Here is a 25,398-nt window from a genome sequence, read left to right as displayed (position 1 = left end):
AAAATCATGACAAATAGAAAAATACATAAAATCTCTGGCTTAATAGCTGGAGTGGTTATTTTAATACTTTCAATTACCGGATTTTTTTTAGATCATTATAATTGGAAGTTCTTACATACTACTACTTTAAAAGATGTTCCCTCAAGTGTATATAAACTAAATAATGGAAGTTTTTATGCCTATTTGATAAATCCGAATGATGAAAAACATATAATTGCAGGTGGAGCTAGGGGAATTTATGAGAGTTTTGATGCAGGAGAGAATTTTATTCAAACCCTTGATGAAGTTGTTTATTCTATAAAAAATAGCGATGATTTTTTATATGTAGCAACAGCAAATGGTATTTATAAAAAAGGATTTAAAAGTTTAAATTGGAATAAATATCTATTAAATGGAAAGATTATAAAATCTTTAAATATATACAAAGATAGATTATTAGTAGTAGAAGATAAAACAAATGTAATTTTTGTGGATTTAAATACTAATCTAATATTATTTGATAAAGAAGTTGCAATTCCTGAAAAGTTACTAACTAATGATATAACTCTTTCAAGATTAGTACGAGATATACACTATGGAAGAGGTCTTTTTGATGGGCATATTTCATTATTAATAAATGATTATGCTGCAATTGTTTTAATAATTTTGGGTTTTAGTGGTTTTATTTTATGGTGGCTTATTAAAAATATAAAAAGTAGTAAAACCTACAAAAATAGTATAAAGTATTTTGTAAAACTTCATTCAAACATTTTTTCAATAATTGCAATAATTCCTATAATACTTTTAGTAATAAGTGGTATTTTTCTTGATCATGGCAAAGATTTAAATAAATTTATGAATGAAATTACAATTCCAAACAAGATTTTACCACCAGTTTATAAAACTCTAAAAAGTGATATTTTTGGAGCGGATTTTGATGGAAAAGATTTTTATATTGGAAATAGATTTGGAATTTTCAAAAGTAGTGATTTAATTAATTTTGAATTTGTTTCAGAAGGGTTTGCCTATAAACTTATTAGAAAAGGCGATGTTTTATATGTTAGTGGAATGGGTTCATCAAATAGAGTTTTAGACAATAACAGTTTTAAAGTTTTAGAAGATACTCCACATATGTTCAAAGATATATTTTTTAAAGATGGAAAAATCCAATATTTCTCATCTCATAGTCATGATATAAAATTGCCAGTTTTTGACAATGTAACTTTACATAATCTTTTATACTCTTTGCATGATGGAAGTTTTTTTGCTTCTTGGTGGATTTGGATAAATGATATAGCTTCAATACTTTTACTTGTACTTTTAATTACAGGTGTTGTTAGATGGTATTTAAGAAGTAATTTAAGAAAAAGGATTTTACAATGAATATAGAAGTTTTAAAAAATCTAGTTGATTATGGTGTTATTGCCTTGCTTATATTTATGAGTTTTATCTCTTTTTGGTTTTTTATTGAAAGGGTAATTTTTTATAAAAACATGGATGTATCAAGTTATAAAAATAAAAAAGCTCTAGATATTGCTTTGACAAAACATCTTACAATTATTGGAACAATTGCTTCAAATTCTCCATATATTGGATTGCTTGGAACTGTGTTGGCAATTATGCTTACTTTTATGACTATGGGAAATGGTGATATAGAAGCTGCAAAAATTATGAGTTCATTGGCACTTGCTTTAAAAGCAACTGCTGCTGGACTTGTGGTTGCTATTGCTTCTCAGATTTTTTATAATATTTTAGGTCGTTATGCAGAAGTGTTAGAGAGTAAATATGAAACTGAAGAAGTATGATTCTATAAATGTAATACCTTTTATTGACGTATTACTTGTACTTTTAACTATTGTTTTAATGACTTCAACTTTTATATCAAAAGGGATAATTCCAATATCCCTGCCAACTGCAACAAATGCAAATAATTTAAAAGTAGATAAAGAGATAATTATAGTAATTAAAGAGGATGGAACTTTTTATTGTAATAACTTTATAGAGGGTTTAGACAATATAAAAGAACATATTTTACAATTCCCAAAAGATACACCAATTCATATAAATAGTGATAAAAATGCAAAATTTGAGACTTTTGTATCTATCTTAGATATGTTAAAAAGCTACGAATACTCAAATATCTCAATTGTGACAAAAAAATGAAAAGATATTTTAACTCTTTTTTTATAGCTTTATGTTTTTATGTTTTTTTTGCAATAGGAATTTTTTATACGTTTTCAAACGATAAAATCATCATAGAAAAAGTAGATGAAATAAAAACAATATCTTTAAATCATGTAGAAGTAAAACAGGAGATAAAGAGTGAACAAAAAGAAGAAATAAAAGAAGAACCAGAACTCAAAGAACAAAAAGAAGTGGTAAAAGAATTAGTAGAAAAAGTTGTTGAAACACCAACTCCTATTGTCAAAAAAAAGATTGAAAAAAAAGTTGTTGAGAAAAAAAATATAAAAAAAGAGATTGTTGAAAAAAAGATTGAAGTTAATGAAAAATTAGAAAAAGAAATTTCAGATAAAACTGTAGAAAAATCTATCTCTACAGAAAAAGAAATTTTACCAAAATCTGTTGATGAAAAAAAAGAGTATTTAGATAAACATCTAGCTCTTATTAGAAAACTAATTAATGAAAATGTTAAATATCCTTTGAAAGCAAAAAAACTTTCTATTGAAGGTGTTGTAATTGCTAGGTTTAAAATTTTAGAAAATGGTACTGTTGAAAGTATTGAAATTATTGAAGGTCATAAATTCTTACAGAATGCAACAATTGAAGCAATTCAAGAAGCTTCAAAAAACTTCCCAAAAACAAATAAAAATATAGAGATTCAAATTCCTATTGAATATAAACTGATTTAGACTAAGATAATCATTATTGTAATTATAAATTAACCAAAATTTAATTACAATACGCAAAAAACTTAAAACTAGGGCATTATGAAAATTTATTTTTTATTATTTTTTATATTTCATAGCTTACTATTTTCTAATGACATAGATAATTTATTACAACAATATAACACTACTAGCGAAAAATCATTACAAACAATAGATGAAAAACTTGGGCATGTTTTTATCTATTCTCAAAAAGATATACAACTTATGCAATATAATAAGTTAAATGATGTTTTAAAAGAATTACCACTTATAAATTTTAACAAAAATAGATTTGGAGTTTTAACTGTGTCTCCTTCTGCTACAAAAGCAGCAGTTAGTGGATTTTTAAGAATTTTTATTAACGACCATGAAGTTAGTTCAATTTATACTCAAAGTGCCTCTACCTCTTGGGGAGATTTGCCTTTAGATTTTATTGATCATATAGAGATATATTATGGTGAAAGCTCATTTTCTAATGGAACTGAGACCGGAATCTATTTTATAAGACTTTATACAAAAAAAGGTATGAAAGAAAATGGAACAGAGCTAAATTTAAAAGGAACATCAAAAGGTAGTTCTGCTCAAAGTCTAACAAATTCAAAAGCATATGAAAATGGATGGTCACATTTAGTATTTTTTAGTAGTGAAAAAAACAATGAAAGTACTAAATACAAAGAAAATAAATTAAATAATGACGCAACAAGAAAATATCTATTTCTAAATTTAAATAATGAAACAACAGATATAAATATGGCATATAATGATTTGACAAAAGACAATTATACTGGATTGGCTTATGATTCAGTTCCCGATGATGGAGAGATTATCAGAAAAGATTTTTATGTAGATGTTCGAAAATATTTTCTTAATGACAATTCGCTCAAATTAAATCTTTCTTTAGATGTAAATAACATGAAAAATGAAGAAGTAAATCAAGAAGGAATGGATTTATTATATTTTAGTAATTCTAAAGAACTAGATTCGGATTTAAAATTAACAAAATTAAAAGCTGATATTACAAAGTCTTATGAATATGGAAAGAACAATTTTATAACAGGACTTAGTGCGTCAAAGAAAAGATTTGATAAACAAAATGTAAAAATAGTCAAATTTTCTAATCAAGTGGATAATTTAAATCAATATGCCGATTTTGATGAAGAACAAATAATTTCTTTCATGCTTGAGGATGATTACAAACTTTTTGATAATTTAATTTTAATTGGTAATGCAAAAGTTGATAAATATAAAAGAACTGGATTTTTAGATGATATTACAGAATCTCTTTATCGAGTAGGTGCTATTTATACTCCTTATGAAAATTTTGGCTTAAAAACTTTTTACACAAAAACCTATCTTCCACCAGCTTTTTATAATATTGATTATGCTTTTACAAATAGAAATTTAGATGTACAAGAATATAAATACTTCACAATTGAGGGCGTTTATACAACTGAAAAACAAAAATTTAGAATAACTCATCATAATGTACAAATAGATGATTTCCTTTATTATCATCCTAAATATGGATTTATGAATATTAGTGACCGTACTATTAAAACAGAAGGTTTTATTTACAGTTATGACTATCAGCTTTCAGATATTGACAAATTATCGTTAAATTATTTTGCAACAAAGATAAGTGAGAATGTAAGTAATTCAGATAAGGGTGCAAATATTAAGTATATGGGAGAGTATGATAAATTTGAATATTTCACTTCTTTAATATATCGAAATGCTTATACTTATGCAGATTTAAATGTGGATGCATCTTATAATATTTCATTGGGAACTTCATATAATATAAATAAAAATTTAAAAATTAGTTTAAAAGGTGAGAATCTTTTGGATAGTTCAACACAATCTATATTTACAGATTCAGGAAATAATTTTGTACTTGATGATTATGAAAGAGTATTTTCACTTTCAATGAAGTGGATGTTTTAATGAAATTTATAATATTTTTAATAACACTTATTTCATTTTTAAATGCTGAACAATACACTTTTTTACTTAATAAATATGATAAAGAGCTAGAACTTGAATCTCAAATCATATTAAATATTGCCAATGCTTCAATCAAAAATGATATTAAACTTTTTATTCCAGAAATTTCAGATATGGAAAAAGGTGTATATTCTAAGAATTTTACTTTAACAAATAACTGTGTTGATGCAAATTTTATTTTTGTAAAAAGAGAAGTTAATTTAAATTTTTATTGTAAAAATTATGAAAACAAGATATTTTTTACAAATAACTATGAAAAATTATTAAACGATAATAGATATATTGGCGCATTTTTTTGGAACAAAAGTAGACCTAATATCACTTTTATAAAAGCTAGATTAGAAAAAGAAAAAATAAAATTATCAAAAGATTATGATAAATTTGTGGAGGATTTTTAATGAAGAAAATTTTATTTATCAAAAATCCAATATATTTAATATTTTTGGCTTCTTTTGTATCTTGTATTTTTTTATTATTACTTTATGGAACAATTAAATTAGAAAAAAACATAACTCATAAAATGATTGATATATCTACTTTTGATGTTATGTCTATAGCAAATAACAATGCTTTATTTATAGATAAAGCCTTAGAAACAATTTCTAGCAGTTATGTAAAAGAGATAGAGACAAATGTAAATTTACGAGCACAAATTGAAAAGAATTTAAGTCTATTATTAACTTCAAATATAAAATATGCCTATTTAATTTATAAAGATTACAGAGGAGTATTTAGATTTTTAGCAGATGGAGCAAAAGATAGTGAAAAAGCTTTTCTAAATCAAAAGTTTGACATAGATAATCCAAAATGGCTTGAAATTTTTGAAACAAAAAAACCTCTTACAATCGACCATGGATATTCTCATCAAATATTAATTACCTATTTAGTTCCTATTGTAAAAAACAATAAGGTTGAACTTATTTTAGCTGTTGATTTTTCAATTAAAAAAATTGAAGACATAAATCAAATTCTTAAGTTAATGAAATATGCAATTATTATAATTATTTTAATTATAGTTATTTTTCTTATTCTTTTAATTGTTCAAACATTTAAATATACAGCAGTTAAAAAAACAGCTTATACTGATAAATTAACGGGAGTTTATAATAGAAATTATCTACAAGAATCAGAAAGTTTTATAAATTTAGATGAATATATTTTGGCAACTTTAGATATTGATTATTTCAAAGTAGTAAATGATACTTATGGACATGATACAGGAGATAAAATATTAACTCAAATCGCTCAATCTATAACTTCAACCATTCGTTTAAAAGAGGATATTGTTATTAGATACGGAGGAGAAGAGTTTGTAATCTTGGCAAAAATCAATCGAAATGATAATTTAAGTGCATTAAATGTAATTGAGAGAATTTTTAAAAATATTCAAGAAAAGAAATTCCAAATTAACAATCAAGAATTTATGAATATAACTGTATCAATTGGAGTAAATTTAGTACCAAATAAATCAAGAAATTTTACAGATGCCTTTAAACTAGCCGATTTAGCTTTGTACAATGCTAAAAGTAAAGGTAGAAATAATATTGAAATTTATGATGAAAGAGAAAATAAAAATAATGATTTAAGCATTTCAATAAATGAGATTAAAGATGCAATAGATAAAAATCAAGTTATTTGTTATTATCAAAAAATTGTAGATACAAAAACTCAAGAAGTTTCACATTATGAAGCACTACTAAGAATTATAGATAAAAATGGGAATGTAATTCTTCCAGAAAAAATTTTACCTGTAATCAAAGGTACATTTATTTTAAGAAATATTACAAAATCTGTTTTAAAAATCTGTTATAAAAAGTTACAAGAAAATAAAGATATTAAAATAAATTTAAATATAAACTCAAAAGATCTTACTGATAATTCAGTTCTTCAAATCTTAAAGAATTTTGCTTTGGAAGATAATATTTCAAATAGATTAGGTCTAGAAATCGTTGAAAGCAAAGATTTATTAACTTCTGAAAATGCAAAAGAGAATTTAATTATGCTGAAAAAACTAGGCTATAAACTATTTATTGATAATTTTGGAAGTGGATATTCAAATTTTGTATATTTATCACAAATAAAAATTGATTACATAAAAGTTGATGGTTCTTTAATAAGTAAAATTTTAGAAGATAAAATATCATTTTTATTAGTAAAAAATATTGTTGAATTTGCAAAAGAAGCAGGAATTAAAGTGATTGCTGAGCATGTAAGTAGTAAAGAAATTTATGAAATGATAAAATTACTTGAGGTTGATTACTCTCAAGGATATTACTTTAATATTCCACAAGAGATGGATAAATAGATAATATAGAATTATATTGTAAAATTAATTCAACCATCAAACCGTATTTTAATTATAGTTTTTGTAAAATAAATACTTATTTTTAGAAAAACGGAGAATTATCATGAGAATGACTGGCGCAAAAATGGTTGTAGAATCATTACATCAAGAAGGGGTTGAAGTAGTATTTGGATACCCTGGAGGCGCTATTATGAACGTCTATGATGAAATATATAAACAAAATTATTTTCAACACATTCTAAATAGACACGAACAAGCTTCAATAATTGCAGCAGAAGGTTATGCAAGAGCAACAGGAAGAGTTGGAGTTTCAATAGTAACTTCAGGTCCTGGATTTACAAATGCAGTAACAGGATTAGCAGATGCTTATATGGATTCTATTCCATTGGTTGTGATTTCAGGACAAGTTCCAACTACAATTATTGGTTCAGATGGTTTTCAAGAAATTGATGCCGTTGGAATTTCAAGACCTTGTACAAAACATAATTATTTAGTTAATAGACTTGAAGATTTACCAAGAATTATTAAAGAGGCGTTTCATATAGCAAGTACTGGAAGACCAGGACCCGTGCATGTTGATATCCCAAAAGATATTACAGCAGAAATGGGTGAATTTATTTATCCAAGTGAGATAAATTTACCAACATACAAACCAACTGTTAATTACAATAAAAAACAGTTAAAAAGAGCGATGGAAGCTATTTCAAATGCAAAAAAACCACTATTATATGTTGGTGGTGGAGCAGTTTTATCAAATTGTGCATTTGAAATTAGAGAATTAGCAAAAAAATTAAATATTCCAGCTGTTGAAACATTAATGGCAAGAGGTGTAATGGGTGATGAAAATCCATTATTCTTTGGAATGTTAGGAATGCATGGAGAGTTTGCAGCAAATATGGCAGCCCATGAAACAGATTTATTAATCTCTTTAGGTGCTAGATTTGATGATAGGGTAACTGGAAGACTTGATGAATTTGCATCAAAAGCAAAAGTTATTCATGTTGATATTGACCCAACATCAATTGCAAAATTAGTTGTTCCTGATTTTCCAATTGTTGGAGATTTAAAAATCACAGTTAAAGCTATGATTGAAGCAATTGATGAAAATGAATTTAATGATTATACAAATTGGGTTGAATTATTAAGAGATTATAGAGAAAAAGAACCTCTAAGATTTATTGATTCAAATGAAGTTATTAAACCTCAATGGCCAATTCAAAGAGTAGGGCATCTTTTAGGAGCAAGAGCTGTTGTTTCTACTGATGTTGGACAACATCAAATGTGGACAGCACAATTTTATCCATTTTCATATCCAAGACAATGGATTACATCTGGTGGATTAGGAACTATGGGATTTGGATTACCAGCTGCTATGGGAGTTGCACGAGCTTTAAAAGGAACTGATAAAGTTGCAATTAACTTCACAGGTGATGGATCAATCTTGATGAATATTCAAGAGCTTATGACTTGTGTTGAGTATGAATTACCAGTTATTAATATTATTTTAAATAATAATTATTTAGGAATGGTAAGACAATGGCAAACAATGTTTTATGGAAATAGACTTTCTGAAACTGATTTATCAGCTCAACCAAACTTTAAAATGCTTATTGAAGCTTTTGGAGGAGTAGGTTATAGAGTTACAACAAAAGAAGAGTTTGATATAGCTTTAAAAGATGCTCTTGAGAAAAAAAGACCTGCAATGATAGAAGTTGTAGTTGCTAGAAATGAAGAGGTATTACCAATGGTTCCAAACGGCCATGCATTAAATGAAATGACATTAATTGAAGGAGGAAAATAATGAACAATTTTAACCATTATTACGATTCAGAAACAACAAGACAAGTAATTTCAGTTATTGTCTTAAATGAACATAATGTTTTATCAAGAATTGTTGGATTATTTTCAGCACGAGGTTATAATATTGATTCTTTAACAGTAGCACCAATTACAGATAGTCAATACTCAAGAATGACAATTGTAACAACTGGTGATAAAAGAGTGATAGATCAAATTGTTAAACAATTAAATAAATTAATTCCAGTATTAAGAGTAAATGAACATAAAAATGTTATTGAAAAAGATACAGTTTTAATGAAATTCTCAATTGACAATAATCTTTCAGATATTGATGTAATTGCACGAGCATATCATGGAAGTATTCAAAATGTAACTGATGATTCAATCATTGTTTCAGCAACTGATTCAAGTGCTAGAATTATGAATTTTATAAAAGTTATGCAAAAATTTAATCCACTTGAAGTTGTAAGAAGTGGAATAGTAGCGATGGAAAGATAAGAGTTTAAACTCTTATCTTATTCTTAAATATAAGGATAAAAAATGACTCTTCAAGAGATTGCAGAATTTATTGGCATAGATTGCCAAGATGAAAAAGAGATTACAGGTTTAAACACTTTACTAGATTCAAATGAAAATCAACTTACCTTTTTAGAAAATAAAAAATATATCAGCGATTTAAAAAATACAAAAGCTGCAGCTGTTTTAGTTACACGGGAGAATGCAAGTGAAGTTCCCTCTGGTGCTATTGCTTTAGTTTGTGATGAACCGTATTTGAATTTAGCAAAAATAAGTAAACTTTTTGCTCCAAATGTTGTAGAAATAGATGGTGAAAAACCATTAGTTGGTGGCGGAACAAAAGTTATGCCAAATGTTTATATTGGAAAAGATTCGGTTATCGGAAGTGATTGCACTATTATGGCTGGAGCATATATCGGGGATAATGTAAAAATAGGTAATAACACTATTATTTATCCTAATGTTACAGTTTATAGAGATTGTACAATTGGAAATGATTGTATTATTCATGCAGGAACAGTAATTGGAAGTGATGGTTTTGGATTTGCTAATACTAAAGATGGAAAATATATCAAAATATATCAAAATGGTAATGTAACAATAGGAAATGATGTTGAAATTGGTGCAAACACAACAATAGATAGAGCTGTATTTAATTCTACAATTATTGAAAATGGTGTTAGAATTGATAATTTAGTTCATATTGGACACAATTGTAAAATTGGAAGAGGTTCAATTCTAGTTGCACAAGTTGGATTATCTGGTTCAACTGTTTTAAATGCTTATGTTGTAATGGGGGGACAAAGTGCAGCAGCTGGACATTTAGAAATTGCAGCATTTACAACAATTGCAGCTCGTGGTGGAGTTACGAAAAGTATTACAGAACCTAAAAAATCATGGGCAGGTTTTCCTTTATTTGAGCATAGACAATGGCTTAAATTACAAGGAAAAATATCAAATTTATTAAAATAAAGGCTTTATTATAGCAAAGAAAATCATATCACTAATTTTTTTATTTATCATTATTTATTTCCAATTTTCCACTTTTGTAAGTGGTCAAGATGTTGTTGGAAATGTTGGATATGTTTTTTCAGATTATTCACATAGATATTTTGGGTATTTATCTTATGTAAGTTTATTTTTATTTATCTACATTTTATATATAGTAAATTTTAAAAATATAGAGCAAAAGGATTTAGTTTTAAATATTTTAGTTATATTTTTATTACTTTTTGTATCTTTGATTTTTCAAGCATTAATTGTAGAAAATCCTTATCATAGAGGAGAAATAGGAAATATTTTAGTTGATAGTTTAAGCCCAATTATTGGACTTGCTGGACTATATTTCTTCGTTTTAGTTGGTTTTATAATTTCTGTTATAGTTTTATTTGAAAATTCTGAATTTGAAATGAAAGATTTACATAGGCTTAGAAATAAAATAAAACTAAAAAATAGTTTAGATATTAAAAAAATAGAAAATAAAAAAAGAGAAAAAAGAGCTGAAGATATTAATCAAGCAGTTTATAATAATATTGAAAAGAAATTAGATAGAAATATCTCAGAAATGAAGATTGTTGAAAATAATTCAAAGAAAAATATCCCAATTATTTTAGAAAAAATGGAAGAGATAAAAGAAGAAGAATTCTTTCAAAATTCATTATTTAAAGAAGAAATTGTTGAAAAAACGATTGAAAAAGTTGAAGAAGCAAGTTTTGAAACACATAATATAATTGTTGAAGAACTTGAAGAAAATAAAAAATTATTAGATCAAATTGAATTAGGTAAAACTGAAAAACCAAAAAATTTCAAATTGCCACCAACTTCGTTTTTTCAAGATTCACCAAAAGATAATAAATCAAAAGTATCAGAAGCTTTTATTGATCAGAAAATTGCAGATTTACTTGATAAATTAGCAATGTTCAAAATTGATGGTGATGTTGTACGAACTTATACAGGTCCTGTTGTTACAACTTTTGAGTTTAAGCCAGCTCCAAATGTAAAAGTATCAAAGATTTTAGGTCTTCAAGATGATTTAGCAATGGCTTTAAAAGCTCAAACTATTAGGATTCAAGCTCCAATTCCTGGAAAAGATGTTGTGGGAATTGAAGTACCAAATGAAGATACACAAACTATTTATTTAAAAGAGATGCTTGATAGTGAAATTTTCCAAAACTCAAAATCTCCTTTAACAATGATTTTAGGAAAAGATATAGTTGGTAAACCATTTATTACAGATTTAAAAAAACTTCCTCACTTATTAATAGCAGGAACTACAGGAAGTGGAAAATCTGTGGGAATTAATTCAATGATTTTGTCATTGCTTTATAAAAACTCTCCAGATAATTTAAGACTTGTGATGATTGACCCAAAAATGCTTGAGTTTTCAATGTACAATGATATTCCACATCTTTTAACTCCAGTTATTACAAAAGCAGCGGATGCTATAAATGCTTTAGCAAACATGGTTTCAGAAATGGAGCGACGTTATACATTAATGTCAAAAACAAAAACTAAAAACATTGAAAACTACAATGAAAAAGCCCAAAAAGAGGGTTATGATACTATGCCTTATATAGTTGTAGTTATTGATGAGTTAGCTGACTTAATGATGACAAGTGGAAAAGATGTTGAGTATTCAATAGCACGACTTGCACAAATGGCAAGAGCTTCTGGTATTCACTTAATTGTAGCAACTCAAAGACCATCCGTTGACGTTGTAACGGGACTTATTAAAGCTAATTTACCAAGTAGGTTATCTTATAAAGTAGGGCAAAAAATAGATTCTAAAATTATCTTAGATTCAATGGGCGCTGAGTCACTTTTAGGTCGAGGAGATATGTTATTTACACCTCCTGGAATGTCTGGACTTGTAAGAATTCATGCCCCTTGGTCAACAGAAACTGAAATTGAAAAAGTAGTAGAATTCTTAAAAGACCAAAGGGAAGTTTCTTATGATATGAATTTCATTAAAGATAGAGCCTCTAGTTCAAGCAGTGGAAGTAGTAGCTCAAACAACTCTGATAATATTGAACTTGATGAATTATATGAAGATGCAAAAGAGGTTGTAATAACTGAGAAAAAAACTTCTATTTCATATATTCAAAGAAGATTAAGAATTGGTTATAACAGAGCTGCAACTATTGTAGAGCAGCTAGAACAAACTGGTGTTTTATCTGAAGTTAATGCCAAAGGCAATAGAGAAATCCTTCTTTAAATGAATGTTACTTTTTATTTACATTAACATAATATAATTTGAAATGTAAATAAGGAGTAACTTTGATTGATATTTTAATGATAGAAGATGATAGTGAGTTAGCATCGATTCTAACAAACTATTTGAACCAATATAATATAAAAATAACTAATTTTGAGACACCAGAACTTGGAATCTCTGCTTTAAATATAAAAAGATACGATTTGATAATCTTAGATTTATCATTACCAAATATTGATGGTATTGAGGTTTGTAAAATGATTAGACAAAGACATGATACTCCCATTATTATCTCATCTGCAAGATCTTACTTAGGTGATAAAATAGCCTGTTTTTCTTTTGGTGCTGATGATTTTATGGCAAAACCATACGATACTCAAGAATTAATCTTAAGAATTAAATCAATTTTAAAAAGATGTAATCATCAAATAATTGAAAATAATGTCGAATTAAATAAAAAAGATATTTTTAGATTTGATGAATCTAGAATGGAAATATATAAAGATGATGAATTATTAGAATTAACCAATGCAGAATATTATATTCTACAATATTTAATACAAAAAAATGGTTTAGTTGTTTCAAGACAAGAGTTACTTACAAATGTTGAGTCTATAAAATATGAAAGCTCATATAAAAGTATAGATGTTTTAATAGGTCGAGTTCGAAGTAAAATTGAAGAAAATACAAAAAAACCAAAACATATTTTATCTATTCGAGGAGTTGGTTATAAATTGGTTAATCAATAAAAAACATTCTATTTTTTTTCAGATAAATTTATTTTTTTTAATTATATTAACTATTATAAATTTAATAATAGGTATTCAGTTTGTTCTTGAATATAATTCAAATAATGTATTACAAATGAAAAAATATTTTTCTTCGATAAAAATCATTGAAGAGTCAAGAATAGAAGAGTTATCTAATGAAAAAATTAATGATAAGTTATCTTCACTTAACCTTCAAATATCTGATGTTAAATTAGGTACATTAATCGAATTAAGTAGTGAAAGAGTTAATAAAGAAGATGAACCAATAGAAATTTTTTATTATAAAAATAAAAAATATATACATTTTAAGCCTATGCATGAGTGGCCTTTTTTTACAAAAAAACCTCCTATTGATATATTTAGATTTGAAAATAGACCTCCTCCTCGTCCTTTCCCAGATTTTAGACCAGAAAACATTATTATAATTGATAATTTTGATGAAAATAAATTCAAAAGTTTTTGGTTAGTTATCTTAGTTATTATTGATGTTCTATTGATTTGGTTTTTAATATTTTTGCAGAAAAAGTTAAAACCACTTCTTATTTTAAAAGAAAATATGATTAAGTTATCAACTGGTAATTTCTCAATATCAATGAAAACAGATGGAAAAGACGAAATTTCACAAGTTTCAAATGAATTTGCAAATGCTGTAAAACAATTAAGGCAATTAAGAGAATCAAGAAATTTATTTTTACGAAATATTATGCATGAATTAAAAACTCCTATTACTAAAGGTAAATTAATTACTGATATGTATGATGATTGTGAGAGAAAACATATATTAATTAGAGTTTTTCAAAGATTAGAGTATTTATTAAGTGAATTTGCAAAAATAGAAGAATTAACTTCTGGAAAAATTTCTTTAGATAAAAACAAATATCATGTAATAGATTTATTAGAACAAGCTTTTGATATTTTATTGCTTGATAATAATAAAATAGATATTGAAGATAATTATGATTTAGTTTTAAATGTTGATTTTGAATTGTTCTCAATTGCATTAAAAAATTTAATTGATAATGCAATTACTTATAATACAAATGGACATCCACAAATTTTTATTGAAAAAGATTATATAAAAATAGTTAATAAAGGGGAAAAATTAGAAAAAGATATAGAAGAATACTATAAACCTTTTAATCATGAATATGAAGACTCAACTTCTGGTTTAGGTCTTGGATTATACATCTCAAATAATATTATTAAAATTCATAACTATAAATTAGAATACCAATATATAAATAACTATCATAATTTTGTAATTAAGTTAAATTAACATTTACAATTTATTTACCTTCTAATACCCTATATTTACCCCAAACTGTTAGAATTTATTATTCTATACAATTAGGAGTATCTTATGTCAACAACAAGTTCAGTAACAACTAGCACTTCAACAGATGCTTATGGGAATTCATATACTACAGCTGTTAGTAATGATTCATTAGGAAGTGACGATTTTATAACTTTAATGTTAACAGAATTAAAGTATCAAGATCCAACAAATACTGTTGATTCTGATTCTATGCTTAATACTCAATTACAATTATCGACACTTGAGGCAAATACTGCTACAGTTGATGCTATGGCATCTTTACAATCAAGTTATGAGCAATCAGCATTATCTAATTCTGCAGCAATTATTGGAAATATCGTTGAAAATGGTGATACAGATGATGAGGGAAATGCTAAGCAATATAAGGTTTCATCGGTTGCTATGAAGGATGGGAATATATCTTTAACTGCTTATGAAATAAGTAATTATTATGATGTATATTCATTTAATGAAGTTTCAAGTGATTCTGCTATTGTTGATTCTACAAATGAAGATAGTTCTCTTACTCTTACAAATAGTGATGGAAAAACTTATAACTTTTCAACTTATGATAAAACCTATGCTGATTTAGCAACAGAAATTTCTAAAACTACAGGAATGGCAGCTTCTATGGCACAAAATAGTAATGGAAATTATCAAATGGTTGTTTCAGTTAGTGGTGGGGGTTCATCTGTTAGTCAAAATAAATTAGCCTTATCTTATTCACAAGATTCAGCAACTGCATATTCAAGTGAAGCAAAAACAATTGCATATGGCAATATTACCAAAATTTACTAACTGTTACTAATGGTTTGTTAAATATTAGAAGTATTTATTTGGGTGATACCACATATTTACATTAAAACTTTATGATTAATATAGTGAAAAACACTATTTAATCATAAAGGATTTAAAATGATTAGTGCATTATGGACAGGTATAGCTGGGCTTGCTGCTCAACAAACTGCATTGGACAATGAATCAAATAATATCGCGAATGTTAATACAGTTGGATATAAAGCTTCAAGGGTTTCATTTGCAGATTTAATGTATCAAGATAGTATTGGAAAAGGTGCCTCTGTAACAAGTGCAGAGAAACAGTATACACAAGGGAGTTTAAATCTTACAGGTTCTTCTTATGATGTTGCATTAGATGGTGATGGTTTTTTTGTTGTTGCAAATAAAAATTTTTCAGGAACATCGGAAAATTACTATACAAGAGCTGGAAATTTTAGAATGGGTACAAATGGTACCTTACAAGATTCTTCAGGAAATGAAGTTCAAGGATGGGCTGTTAGTAGCGCATTAAATGTTACTTCTACAAATTCAAATCTTAATTCATTTACAGATGCTTTTAGTGAAATAGCTGGAAATCAAGTGATTCAATTTTCAAATAAGATTGAAACTTATGCTGCAAAAATGTCTGATTATACAGCTAGTGTAAAAAATGATTCCACAGAACTAAGCGGTTCAGGAATAAAAAATCAATCGGCAAAGCTTTCTGATATTGAAGAATTAATTAGAAATTATACGAGTGCACTAGAGAGTTATGCTGCAAATCCTAATCAAACCAGTAGTGTATCAAGTTCTCAAAGTAATATAATTGATTATCCAAATACTGGCGTAAGTTCACTATCTAATGAAAATGATCAAATTTATGCATATATAAATGGAAGTAAAGTTACTCAAAATTATGTAAGTACAACTGCAACTACTGCATTTAAAGCAGAAATGGATGCTGCTGGTATTACAACTTCTGGTACTACAACTGATGAAGAATATAATGCATTATCTAGTAGGGTTGCAACTTATAAATCTTTAGCAGATGAAATCTCTAAAATTACTGGACTTAAAGCTTATACGGTTGATTCTTCAAATAATGCAAGTACCTCAAATGTTGATGTTTTAAATGGATCTATTAAAATTGACTCAATAATTCCAGGAACTTCATTTACAATTGGTGATATTGCTGAAGTTTCTTCATCAATAGAACAAGCAGGAACAAAAACAACTTTAAGTAATGCAATAAAAGGAAGTGGTGAAGCGGGGGTAAAAAGTGCGATGGAAGCCTTAAAAAATGCCGTTGCTGGAAATCAACAAGATGTATATGAAGCAGCTGATATTATAAGTGATGATAATGGTAATGTTTTAAGTTTTGATGCTGGAGATACTGTATCTTTTACATTAAACGGTGTTACTCTAACAACTGATAATACAATAAGTGATTATAGTACAGCAATAGAAGATTTAATCTCAAAAATAAATGCAGATCCAACACTGCAAACACAAGTTGAAGCAAAAACAATAAATGGAAAATTAGTAATTGAATCAAAAAATGCTGGTGAAGAGTTTTCTGGGGTTATTTCATTTAATGATGGTGGAACTACTTATAAAAAAGAAAAAAATACTGACTTAAGTGGAAATACTGGGGCTAATGCTGAATTCATGCAAATTATTTCAACAGTTGATCAAACATCATCTTTATCATCTTTACAATTAAAATTAAACTCTTTAGGTCTAACTGATTCATCTTTAGGTGAGTTTTCAGTTGATGATAGTGGAGTAATTACTATGAAACAAGATGGTATTGATTTTGTTGTAGGACAACTTGCAGTCGCACAATTTACAAATAATATTGGATTAGAAGCAGTTGGAGATAATTTATTATCTGCAACAAAAGATAGTGGAAACCCAATGTATTCAGTAAATAATAATAATGGAGTAGCTGTTGAAAGCCAAACATTAGAGTTAAGTACTGCTGATTTAAGTGAGAGTCTAGTTAATTTAATGGTATTTCAAAGAGCATTTGAAGCTAACTCTAAATCAATTACTACAGCAGATGAACTTTTACAAACTTTAATCGGTTTAAAAAGATAATTAGGAGCTTATTATGGTTAGTTCAATTAACACAATTATGTACAATTTAAGTTTACTAAATAGTAGAAATGAAAAAGTAACTTATGGTTTAAGTAGTGAAAAAGCATTACAAAATGGGAGTGATGATTCTATACAATATAATCAAATATTGTCAGTAAACAATAGTGTAACTTCTTATAGTTCAATACTTGATAGAATTAAATTATCTAGTTCTTATAATACCACAAGTGATACAGCAGCTGCTAGCATAAAAGATTCTATAGAATCAGCAAAATCTTTAGTACTAAAAGCTACAACTGCTACAACAAATAGTGATGGGAAAGAATCAATTGCAAATGAATTAGAATCATTAAAAGATACTATTTACTCTTTGTCAAATAGTACTGTTAATAATCAGTATCTTTTTTCAGGAAAAAGTACAACAACTCAACCTTTTGTAAAAGATGAAACAACTGGAAAAGTCTCTTATGTATCTTCAAATGATAATAAAACAGTTAATGTTGAAACAAACACTTATAATACTCAAGGTGTTAATGGTATAGAACTTTTATATCATACAAATGAAACGGCACAAGCAGGTGAAGATTTAACTTTTAATGAAAATGAAATTGTTTTAGATAAAAATGGCAATCAATATAAATTATTAGATACAGATAATGATGGTTCTTTTGATGGATTATATTTAAATGGAGATAGTTCAAATACTCCATTATCTATTACAGATAATGGTGATGGAACTTTTACAACTACAAATACTGGAACTAGCACGCTAGAGTCAAAACGCTCAATATTTGATGATTTAGATGAAATAATAAATGCTCTAAAGCAACAAGATTCAAATGGTAATGCAATAAGTGAAGACGAAGCAAATACTATATTATCAACTTCAGCAGAGAAAATAGATAATGCTTATGACAATGTGAATTTAGCCCATTCTCAATTAGGAATAAGAACTGCTTCAATAGAAAATTATCAATCTATTGTTCAATCAAAAGTAACAAATTTTAAACTTATACAAGAATCAGTTTCTAAAGCAGACCTAACAGCACTTGCTGTTGAATCACAATCATTAGAAAATACATATACGGCTTTATATTCAACAATAAATAAAGTTAATAACTTATCTTTAGTTAAATACTTAGATTAATAAAGGATTATCTTGAAAACAAATATAGAAATGAAAAATTTAGAATCTCAAGTAATTGAGTGTTATAGCTATTTTATGAATAATCATCAAAATACAAATTTTGATGCCCTTGAATCAATGGTTTTAAAACTACAAAAATCAATGAATTTATTAACAATGACAAATATTGTAAATATCATAGATAGAGTAGTTGAGGATGGTAGATTAAGAGATGGAAGACAATTTAGACAATTTAGTGTTAACTCTATTCAAACAACAAATGATAACAAAATATATTTAGTATGTTATGAAATTCTAGGAATAGATCCAATAGAAAATAGATTTATATTAGATGATAATATGTCTTATATTGATTTTGTTGATGTCAAAAAAATTTACTAGGAGTAAATTATGATTGATGCACTATATATAGCTAAAAGTGGACTGGATACTTCAAGATATTCTGTTGATGTTACTTCAAATAACATAGCAAATGAAAATACAGCTGGTTATGTAAAAAGAGTAGTTAATACATCTGAATTACCAGGTCTTGAAAATAATATAGGAAATGGTGTATCTTTAGATGGTGTTACAAGAACTACAAATGCATATTTATATGATAAATTAGTTTCTCAAAGTAGTACTGCATCATATTATTCACAAGAAGATTCTATATTAAGCAATATTGAAACGATGTTTAGTGAAACAAGTAGCAGTGGATTTTCTAAAACTATTAGTAATTTTTTTGATTCAATAGAATCACTAAGGGAAGAGCCTACAAATTTAATATATCAAAATGACTTCTCTACACAATCAGAATTGATGGTAAATAGTTTGCAATCTTTGAATGATGAGTTAAATGACACACTTGATAGTACAAATAAATTATTAGAAGATCAAGTTGATAGTGTAAATAATATTTTAGAACAAATAGTTTCTTTAAATAAACAAATGCAAAATAGTGGTGATTCAAATGATTTATTAGATAAAAGAGATGCTTTAGAAAAAGAGTTATCAAATTATGTGGATATAGAAGTAAATAGAGATAGTGATACTTATAACTTGAAAATTGCAGGAGTTAATGTGATTTCTAATGATACAAACTTGAGTAAAGTAAGTATTAAAGAAGAAAATATTGCTCAAAAAGATATTTATAATTCAAGTGATTTAAATGATAGTAATTTTAGTGATGGAGATGAAATTTCAATAACACTAAATAACTCAACTACACTTACTTTAACTGCAAATGTTAGTGGAACAAATGAAAATGAGTTAAAACAACAAATAGTTGATACTATAAATTCTGATTCTAATTTTTCAAATTATACAGCATATTTAGATTCAAATAAAAATTTGGTTGTAAAATCGAATACTGAGGGGGAAGAGGGACAATTTGATATTTCTATTTCATCAAATGGAACAGAGATATCAAAAAGTGATAAATCTATTAAAGCTGAGAATAATGTTTCATTGGCAGTTTATAATAATGATTTATCACTAACAGGTGGTTCATTAAAAGCGATAACACAAGAACTGACCTCTTCAACTTCTAATATATACTCATATAAAAATAGTTTAGATGAGTTTGCAAAAGCATTAGTTGAAACAGTAAATTCAAATAGTGAAACTCCTTTATTTAAAGGTTCGAGTGTAGATTCTTTAGATTTTATTTCAGATAATGTAAGTTCATTGACAAATAATGATTTAGAAAACTTATCAAAAATACAATGGGATACAAATTTAACTATAGGAACGACTTCAAAAACTTCTTTTAGTGAATTTTATCAAAATTTATTGGTGAGCGTATCTTCTAATGTTGAAAATAATAGCTTTAAACTTGATGCACAAAATTCAATAGTAAATTCACTAGAAACAACATATAACAATCTTACAAAAGTTGATTCAGATGAGGAAATGATAAATCTTCTTCAATACCAGTCAGCATATGAAGCAAATGCGAAAGTTATAACAGCCGTAGACGAAATGCTACAAACTTTATTAGCAATGTAAAAGGAGACAAAATGGCAGATGGAGTATTAGGACTAGGAAGTTCAGGAAGTTCAGATTTAAATTCAGAATTAATAGCAAAACTTAAAGCAGCTGATAGTACTTCTATACTAGATCCAATAAAAACAGAAGAAGAAGACACACAAACAGAAATTGACGCCGTAAATAAAATACAAAGTATGGTTACTGAGTTCTTAGATTTAGCTAAAGACTTTGATTTATTTACAAGTGGAACAAATATTTTTGATAAAATTAGTGCATCAACTTCAGGTTCATCAGTAAATTTTGATGCAACTGATACAAGTAATTTGGAACCTGGAACAATAAGTGTTAATGTTACCCAATTAGCACAAAAGGATGTCTATCAATCAAATACTATTACTGATAAAACTTCTACAATGGATAGTGGAACAATTAGTGTTTCAATTGGAGATAATACATATGATTTTTCAACAGATGGAAAAACTTACGAAGCATTAGTATCTGAAATGAATAATTATCCTGAGTTAAGTGCTGCATTAGAACAAGTAGGAGATAGTAGTTATCGAATGGTTGTGAAAAGTGCTGAAAGTGGACTTTCTAATGCCTTAACTATTACTCAAACAGGAGTTGATATAGGATTAGAAGATACAAATAATCATGTACTCAAAGCCCAAAATATGAATGCCTCAATAGATGGGATAGATTATGATTTGTCTTCAAATAAAGTTACGATGCAAAATGGTTTAATCATTAAAGCTGTATCGGAGGGAACTTCAACTATTACTATGGAGAGAGATGATTCTTCAATTACTACTTCAATAAACAATCTTGCAGATAAATATAATGATTTAGTTGATTTAGTAAATTCATATATTTTAGGTGATGCAGATAATCCAGCTGTAATATCAGATTCAAGTACACTTAAAACTATGATGAGTGATATAAAAAATATATTATTTGATAGCTATGGATTAGATAATGAAGAGAATATGTTTAAATATGGTATATCATTTGATAGTAGTGGATATATGCAAATAGATGATTCAGAATTATCTAAAGCATTAACTAATAATTATGAAAATTTAAAAGAGTTATTTGTTGGACGTGCTGAAAAAGAGGGGATAGGAACAAGACTAAAAACTTATTTAGATTCTCTTGATAGTTTAGATGGAGGTTTGTTATCAACTTATTCAGATAAATTAACTAATAGACTTGATACATTAAATTCAGATTATCAAACTGCATCAGATAAATTAGATGAAAAATATAACCAAATGACTGAACAATTTGCAAGTTATACAGTACTTATTACACAAATGGAAAATGATTTTTCTTCTTTAAAATCAGTAATTGATGGATCAAGTAGCAGTGATTCTTAAAATGTTACCCTATGTTTACTTTAAAAGTATAGTATTTTAAAAAATAAGTAAAGGAGTTATTGTGACAATTTCTTCGTATAGTTCTATGGGTATGATGTCACCTGTAAGTAATATTTCAAAAGACATCATTAGTAAAAGTGATACAAATTCTGATTCTTCTTTAAGTATTGATGAATTAGGAGTTAGTGAAGATCAGTTCTCCACTTTAGATTCAAATGGAGATAGCTTAGTTACTCAAGATGAAATTGCAAGTGCAATAGATAGTAAATTAGCTTCATATAATGGTGAAATGCCATCGAAAGAAGATTTTGCAAGTATGTTTTCAGATTTAGGACTTGAAATGCCTGAGTCTCCTCAATCAAAACAAAGTAGTGCTTCTGGAGAGGATTTTGGTTCATTAATAATGTCTCAATATGATTCAGATGGTGATTCATTACTTAGTTCAAGTGAAGTTTCAGTATTAAGTGATGAAGAATTTTCAGCTTTAGATGCAGATTCTGATGGTTCAATTTCAAGTGATGAATTAAGTAGTGCCTTTGAACAAGTTACAAGTGCTAATAGTACAACTCAATCTGCTACGTCTAGTGGTGGTGAAAGTAGTGGTGCAGGTGGTGGTACGTCATCTGAAGAATATGATGACCGAGATACAAATGAAGATGGTGTAGTTTCTGAAGAAGAAAAACTGGCAGCACTTGGAATTTCAACAGATGAAACAACTTCATCAACCTCAGTATCTTCAAATCAAGATACAAAAGATAGTATAAAATTATTATTGAATACTATAAAATTAAATAGTCAAAATAGTTCAGAAGATTTAGATTTAAGTAATTTTAAAAATATTATGAAAATGGTAAATAATCAAAGTAATAATAGTGATTTAAATACTTATGTTTCTAACTTATCAACATCTACTTCTTCTAAATTCAGTTATGCATAATGCATAACTGAATTCTAAAAATAAAATATATTAATAAAATCTAAAATTTTTCAAACAAAAATCAAATAATAATCTTATTTATTCCAATAATACTATACTTTACAAGTATTGTTTTTTTTACTATATGTATTATTCAACAATATTATGATAGAATAAATAAATTATATATAAGGAGTATGTTATGAATACAGGAATTGTAGGAAGACACATAGATTTAACAGATTCAATAAAAGATTACATTAATAGCTCAGTAGAAGTATTTAAAAAATATAACTTAGACATTATTTCTGTGAATGCAATTATCTCTCAAGAAGAAAAACATGGTAAAAAAGCTTTCTCTTTTGAGTTTACTTTAAATATTGCACATTTAGATACAATTGTTGTAAAACAAAAAGATAAAGATTTATATGCCGCAATTGATATTGCTGTTGATAGAGTATCTAAAGTATTAAGAAGACATCATGATAAAATTGCAGCTCACAAAGCTACAAAATTAACTGAAGTTGAATCGTCTGAAATTCAAGATGGAATTGCTCTTGAATTAGAAAAATTTGAAGATGAAATAACTCCTGTAAGATTAACATCTTATAAACCAATTGATATTGAAGAAGCATTAGAAGAGTTAAAAGCATCTGATGCACAATTTAAAGTATTCTATGACAAAGATGATGTTATGAGAGTTCTTTACAAAAGTTCAATCCAAGGTAAATTTGGATTATATTAAGAAAAGCTTTTGTTAGTGAAAAGGTATTAGCATAAATGGCTAATACCTTTTTTAGTTTATGATAAAAAATAGGATTAAAAAAAATTTATGGATAAAACGTTAAAAAAAATTGCTCTAATTGGGCAACCAAATGTAGGAAAATCTTCATTATTTAATAGAATTGCAAACAAAAGAATTGCAATTGTATCTGATATGGCAGGAACTACAAGAGATATTAGAAAACATGAAATTGAAATATTAGATAGAAAAGCATTAATGTTAGATACAGGTGGTATCGATGAAACAAATGATGCTATATTTTCAAATGTAAAAAGAAAAGCTATTGAGACGGCAAAAGAGGCTGATATAATACTTTTTATGGTTGATGGTAAAAATATACCTGATGATAAGGATAAAGAATTATTTTATGAGCTTCAAAGATTAGGAAAAGAATTAGCTTTAGTTGTAAATAAAATTGATAATGATAAAGAATTAGAAAGATTATGGGAATTTTTTGAGTTTGGAATAGGGGAAGAGAATCTTTTTGGAGTTTCAGTTTCACACAATAGAGGGACTAAAAACTTATTTGATTGGATTTATCAACACCTTCCAGTTAATCTTGAAACTGTAGCTTTAGAAGAAGCTGAAGCTTTAAAAAAACAAAGAGAAGAAGATTTTGATTATGATGATGATCAAGATTTTTCAAGTGAAGAAGATGATAATTTTGAACCAGTTTTAGAAGATACTCTTGAAGACGAAGTTATAGATAATAATATTAAAGTGGCAATCATTGGAAAAGTAAATGTTGGTAAATCTTCTATTCTTAATGCAATTGTTGGTGCTGAAAGATCAGTAGTTTCTCCAATTGCAGGAACAACAATTGACCCCGTTGATGAGTCTTTTGAATACCAAGATAAAAATGTAACATTTGTTGATACAGCAGGTTTAAGAAGAAGAGGAAGTATTGAGGGAATTGAAAAATTTGCCTTAATGAGAACAAAAGAGATGTTAGAAAAAGCTAACATGGCTTTAGTTATCTTAGATGCTTCAAAAGAACTTTCTGATTTAGATGAAAAGATTGCTGGACTTGTTGATGAATATGGACTTGCAACAATTATTGTTCTAAATAAATGGGACGAGAATATGGAAACTTTTGAAAAAATGCAAGAGGAAATTAGAAGAAGATTTAGATTTTTATCTTATGCTCCAATTATGGCAGTTTCAGCAAAAACAGGAAGAAGTATTGAAAGATTAAAAGATAAAATTATAGAAATCTTTAATAACTATACACAAAGAATTCCAACTTCTAAATTACATAGAGTTATTGAAGAAGCAGTTATGAGACATTCACTTCCAAGTCCAAATGGTGCATATCTGAGAATTTATTATACAACTCAATTTGATACAAAACCACCAAGAATTGCATTAGTTATGAATAAACCAAATCTTTTACACTTTACATATAAAAGATATTTAATAAATTATTTAAGAGATAATTTTAATTTTGAGGGAACGCCAATTCACGTAATTGCTCGTGGAAAACATGATAAAATGGGTGATGAAGAATATTTAGAAAGAGATACTAAATAACTTAAA

The 25,398-nt window shown here is 27.0% G+C and carries 22 protein-coding genes; all 22 read left to right on the top strand.

The features are described from left to right. Positions 1 to 6: 6 nt before the first annotated feature. The 22 genes from AVENP_RS08405 to der all read left to right on the top strand — a co-directional run bounded on the left by AVENP_RS08405 (position 7) and on the right by der (position 25,392). Positions 7 to 1,362, top strand: coding sequence for a PepSY domain-containing protein (locus AVENP_RS08405; protein ID WP_128360162.1), 1,356 nt, complete (start codon positions 7 to 9; stop codon positions 1,360 to 1,362). Continuing rightward, positions 1,359 to 1,784 carry a TonB-system energizer ExbB gene (exbB, locus tag AVENP_RS08400; RefSeq protein WP_128360161.1) on the top strand — a complete coding sequence of 142 codons (426 nt, stop codon included), beginning with the start codon at positions 1,359 to 1,361 and terminating at the stop codon, positions 1,782 to 1,784. The genes AVENP_RS08405 and exbB overlap by 4 nt, the downstream gene beginning before the upstream one ends. Further along, a complete protein-coding gene (exbD, locus tag AVENP_RS08395) occupies positions 1,765 to 2,142 on the top strand; it encodes a TonB system transport protein ExbD (protein WP_128360160.1) in 378 nt (125 codons plus the stop codon). The genes exbB and exbD overlap by 20 nt, the downstream gene beginning before the upstream one ends. Next, a complete protein-coding gene (locus AVENP_RS08390; RefSeq protein WP_128360159.1) occupies positions 2,139 to 2,849 on the top strand; it encodes an energy transducer TonB in 711 nt (236 codons plus the stop codon). Before exbD ends, AVENP_RS08390 begins: the two co-directional genes overlap by 4 nt. Positions 2,850 to 2,927: 78 nt before the next feature. Beyond that, positions 2,928 to 4,811, top strand: a complete 1,884-nt coding sequence (locus AVENP_RS08385) for a TonB-dependent receptor plug domain-containing protein (RefSeq protein ID WP_128360158.1) — start codon at positions 2,928 to 2,930, stop codon at positions 4,809 to 4,811. Next, the gene (locus tag AVENP_RS08380) at positions 4,811 to 5,269 is read left to right on the top strand and encodes a hypothetical protein (RefSeq protein WP_128360157.1); all 459 of its coding nucleotides are present in this window, start codon (positions 4,811 to 4,813) and stop codon (positions 5,267 to 5,269) included. Before AVENP_RS08385 ends, AVENP_RS08380 begins: the two co-directional genes overlap by 1 nt. After that, on the top strand, positions 5,269 to 7,176 hold the full coding sequence (locus AVENP_RS08375; RefSeq protein WP_128360156.1) for an EAL domain-containing protein: 1,908 nt from the start codon (positions 5,269 to 5,271) through the stop codon (positions 7,174 to 7,176). The genes AVENP_RS08380 and AVENP_RS08375 overlap by 1 nt, the downstream gene beginning before the upstream one ends. Before the next feature lie 103 nt (positions 7,177 to 7,279). Further along, positions 7,280 to 8,977, top strand: a complete 1,698-nt coding sequence (locus AVENP_RS08370) for an acetolactate synthase large subunit (RefSeq protein WP_128360155.1) — start codon at positions 7,280 to 7,282, stop codon at positions 8,975 to 8,977. Beyond that, positions 8,977 to 9,474, top strand: coding sequence for an acetolactate synthase small subunit (gene ilvN, locus AVENP_RS08365; protein WP_128360154.1), 498 nt, complete (start codon positions 8,977 to 8,979; stop codon positions 9,472 to 9,474). The genes AVENP_RS08370 and ilvN overlap by 1 nt, the downstream gene beginning before the upstream one ends. A gap of 42 nt (positions 9,475 to 9,516) precedes the next feature. Next, on the top strand, positions 9,517 to 10,464 hold the full coding sequence (gene lpxD / locus AVENP_RS08360; RefSeq protein ID WP_128360153.1) for a UDP-3-O-(3-hydroxymyristoyl)glucosamine N-acyltransferase: 948 nt from the start codon (positions 9,517 to 9,519) through the stop codon (positions 10,462 to 10,464). Between the two features lie 10 nt (positions 10,465 to 10,474). Further along, entirely contained in the window at positions 10,475 to 12,706 is a 2,232-nt protein-coding gene (locus AVENP_RS08355; RefSeq protein ID WP_172664351.1) for an FtsK/SpoIIIE family DNA translocase, read from the top strand. 62 nt (positions 12,707 to 12,768) lie between these two features. Continuing rightward, positions 12,769 to 13,455, top strand: coding sequence for a response regulator transcription factor (locus AVENP_RS08350; RefSeq protein ID WP_128360151.1), 687 nt, complete (start codon positions 12,769 to 12,771; stop codon positions 13,453 to 13,455). Then, positions 13,382 to 14,752, top strand: a complete 1,371-nt coding sequence (locus AVENP_RS08345) for an ArsS family sensor histidine kinase (protein WP_306461061.1) — start codon at positions 13,382 to 13,384, stop codon at positions 14,750 to 14,752. Before AVENP_RS08350 ends, AVENP_RS08345 begins: the two co-directional genes overlap by 74 nt. An 84-nt stretch (positions 14,753 to 14,836) precedes the next feature. Further along, positions 14,837 to 15,589 (top strand): flagellar hook capping FlgD N-terminal domain-containing protein, encoded by a 753-nt coding sequence (locus AVENP_RS08340; RefSeq protein WP_128360149.1) that lies wholly within the window; start codon positions 14,837 to 14,839, stop codon positions 15,587 to 15,589. 117 nt (positions 15,590 to 15,706) lie between these two features. Beyond that, entirely contained in the window at positions 15,707 to 17,668 is a 1,962-nt protein-coding gene (locus AVENP_RS08335; protein ID WP_128360148.1) for a flagellar hook-basal body complex protein, read from the top strand. A 13-nt stretch (positions 17,669 to 17,681) separates the two neighbouring features. Then, positions 17,682 to 18,815, top strand: coding sequence for a flagellin N-terminal helical domain-containing protein (locus AVENP_RS08330; RefSeq protein ID WP_128360147.1), 1,134 nt, complete (start codon positions 17,682 to 17,684; stop codon positions 18,813 to 18,815). A 12-nt stretch (positions 18,816 to 18,827) separates the two neighbouring features. Further along, a complete protein-coding gene (locus tag AVENP_RS08325) occupies positions 18,828 to 19,196 on the top strand; it encodes a hypothetical protein (RefSeq protein WP_128360146.1) in 369 nt (122 codons plus the stop codon). Between the two features lie 9 nt (positions 19,197 to 19,205). Continuing rightward, positions 19,206 to 20,804 (top strand): flagellar hook-associated protein FlgK, encoded by a 1,599-nt coding sequence (locus AVENP_RS08320; RefSeq protein ID WP_128360145.1) that lies wholly within the window; start codon positions 19,206 to 19,208, stop codon positions 20,802 to 20,804. A gap of 11 nt (positions 20,805 to 20,815) precedes the next feature. Further along, a complete protein-coding gene (gene fliD, locus AVENP_RS08315) occupies positions 20,816 to 22,162 on the top strand; it encodes a flagellar filament capping protein FliD (RefSeq protein WP_128360144.1) in 1,347 nt (448 codons plus the stop codon). A 61-nt stretch (positions 22,163 to 22,223) separates the two neighbouring features. Next, the gene (locus tag AVENP_RS08310) at positions 22,224 to 23,099 is read left to right on the top strand and encodes an EF-hand domain-containing protein (protein ID WP_128360143.1); all 876 of its coding nucleotides are present in this window, start codon (positions 22,224 to 22,226) and stop codon (positions 23,097 to 23,099) included. Between the two features lie 181 nt (positions 23,100 to 23,280). Further along, on the top strand, positions 23,281 to 23,823 hold the full coding sequence (gene hpf / locus AVENP_RS08305; protein WP_128360142.1) for a ribosome hibernation-promoting factor, HPF/YfiA family: 543 nt from the start codon (positions 23,281 to 23,283) through the stop codon (positions 23,821 to 23,823). 87 nt (positions 23,824 to 23,910) lie between these two features. Beyond that, on the top strand, positions 23,911 to 25,392 hold the full coding sequence (gene der, locus AVENP_RS08300) for a ribosome biogenesis GTPase Der (RefSeq protein WP_128360141.1): 1,482 nt from the start codon (positions 23,911 to 23,913) through the stop codon (positions 25,390 to 25,392). Positions 25,393 to 25,398 lie beyond the last annotated feature (6 nt).

It is taken from the genome of Arcobacter venerupis (genome assembly GCF_013201665.1).
Lineage (GTDB): Bacteria > Campylobacterota > Campylobacteria > Campylobacterales > Arcobacteraceae > Aliarcobacter > Aliarcobacter venerupis.
This window is presented reverse-complemented; position numbering and strand designations above follow the sequence as displayed.

Excerpts from the sequence above, each read along its gene's own strand:
- AVENP_RS08405 (WP_128360162.1), top strand. The coding sequence starts at position 7 with ATGACAAATAGAAAAATACATAAAATCTCTGGCTTAATAGCTGGAGTG.
- exbB (WP_128360161.1), top strand. The coding sequence starts at position 1,359 with ATGAATATAGAAGTTTTAAAAAATCTAGTTGATTATGGTGTTATTGCC.
- exbD (WP_128360160.1), top strand. The coding sequence starts at position 1,765 with ATGAAACTGAAGAAGTATGATTCTATAAATGTAATACCTTTTATTGAC.
- AVENP_RS08390 (WP_128360159.1), top strand. The coding sequence starts at position 2,139 with ATGAAAAGATATTTTAACTCTTTTTTTATAGCTTTATGTTTTTATGTT.
- AVENP_RS08385 (WP_128360158.1), top strand. The coding sequence starts at position 2,928 with ATGAAAATTTATTTTTTATTATTTTTTATATTTCATAGCTTACTATTT.
- AVENP_RS08380 (WP_128360157.1), top strand. The coding sequence starts at position 4,811 with ATGAAATTTATAATATTTTTAATAACACTTATTTCATTTTTAAATGCT.
- AVENP_RS08375 (WP_128360156.1), top strand. The coding sequence starts at position 5,269 with ATGAAGAAAATTTTATTTATCAAAAATCCAATATATTTAATATTTTTG.
- AVENP_RS08370 (WP_128360155.1), top strand. The coding sequence starts at position 7,280 with ATGAGAATGACTGGCGCAAAAATGGTTGTAGAATCATTACATCAAGAA.
- ilvN (WP_128360154.1), top strand. The coding sequence starts at position 8,977 with ATGAACAATTTTAACCATTATTACGATTCAGAAACAACAAGACAAGTA.
- lpxD (WP_128360153.1), top strand. The coding sequence starts at position 9,517 with ATGACTCTTCAAGAGATTGCAGAATTTATTGGCATAGATTGCCAAGAT.
- AVENP_RS08340 (WP_128360149.1), top strand. The coding sequence starts at position 14,837 with ATGTCAACAACAAGTTCAGTAACAACTAGCACTTCAACAGATGCTTAT.
- AVENP_RS08335 (WP_128360148.1), top strand. The coding sequence starts at position 15,707 with ATGATTAGTGCATTATGGACAGGTATAGCTGGGCTTGCTGCTCAACAA.
- AVENP_RS08330 (WP_128360147.1), top strand. The coding sequence starts at position 17,682 with ATGGTTAGTTCAATTAACACAATTATGTACAATTTAAGTTTACTAAAT.
- AVENP_RS08320 (WP_128360145.1), top strand. The coding sequence starts at position 19,206 with ATGATTGATGCACTATATATAGCTAAAAGTGGACTGGATACTTCAAGA.
- fliD (WP_128360144.1), top strand. The coding sequence starts at position 20,816 with ATGGCAGATGGAGTATTAGGACTAGGAAGTTCAGGAAGTTCAGATTTA.
- hpf (WP_128360142.1), top strand. The coding sequence starts at position 23,281 with ATGAATACAGGAATTGTAGGAAGACACATAGATTTAACAGATTCAATA.
- der (WP_128360141.1), top strand. The coding sequence starts at position 23,911 with ATGGATAAAACGTTAAAAAAAATTGCTCTAATTGGGCAACCAAATGTA.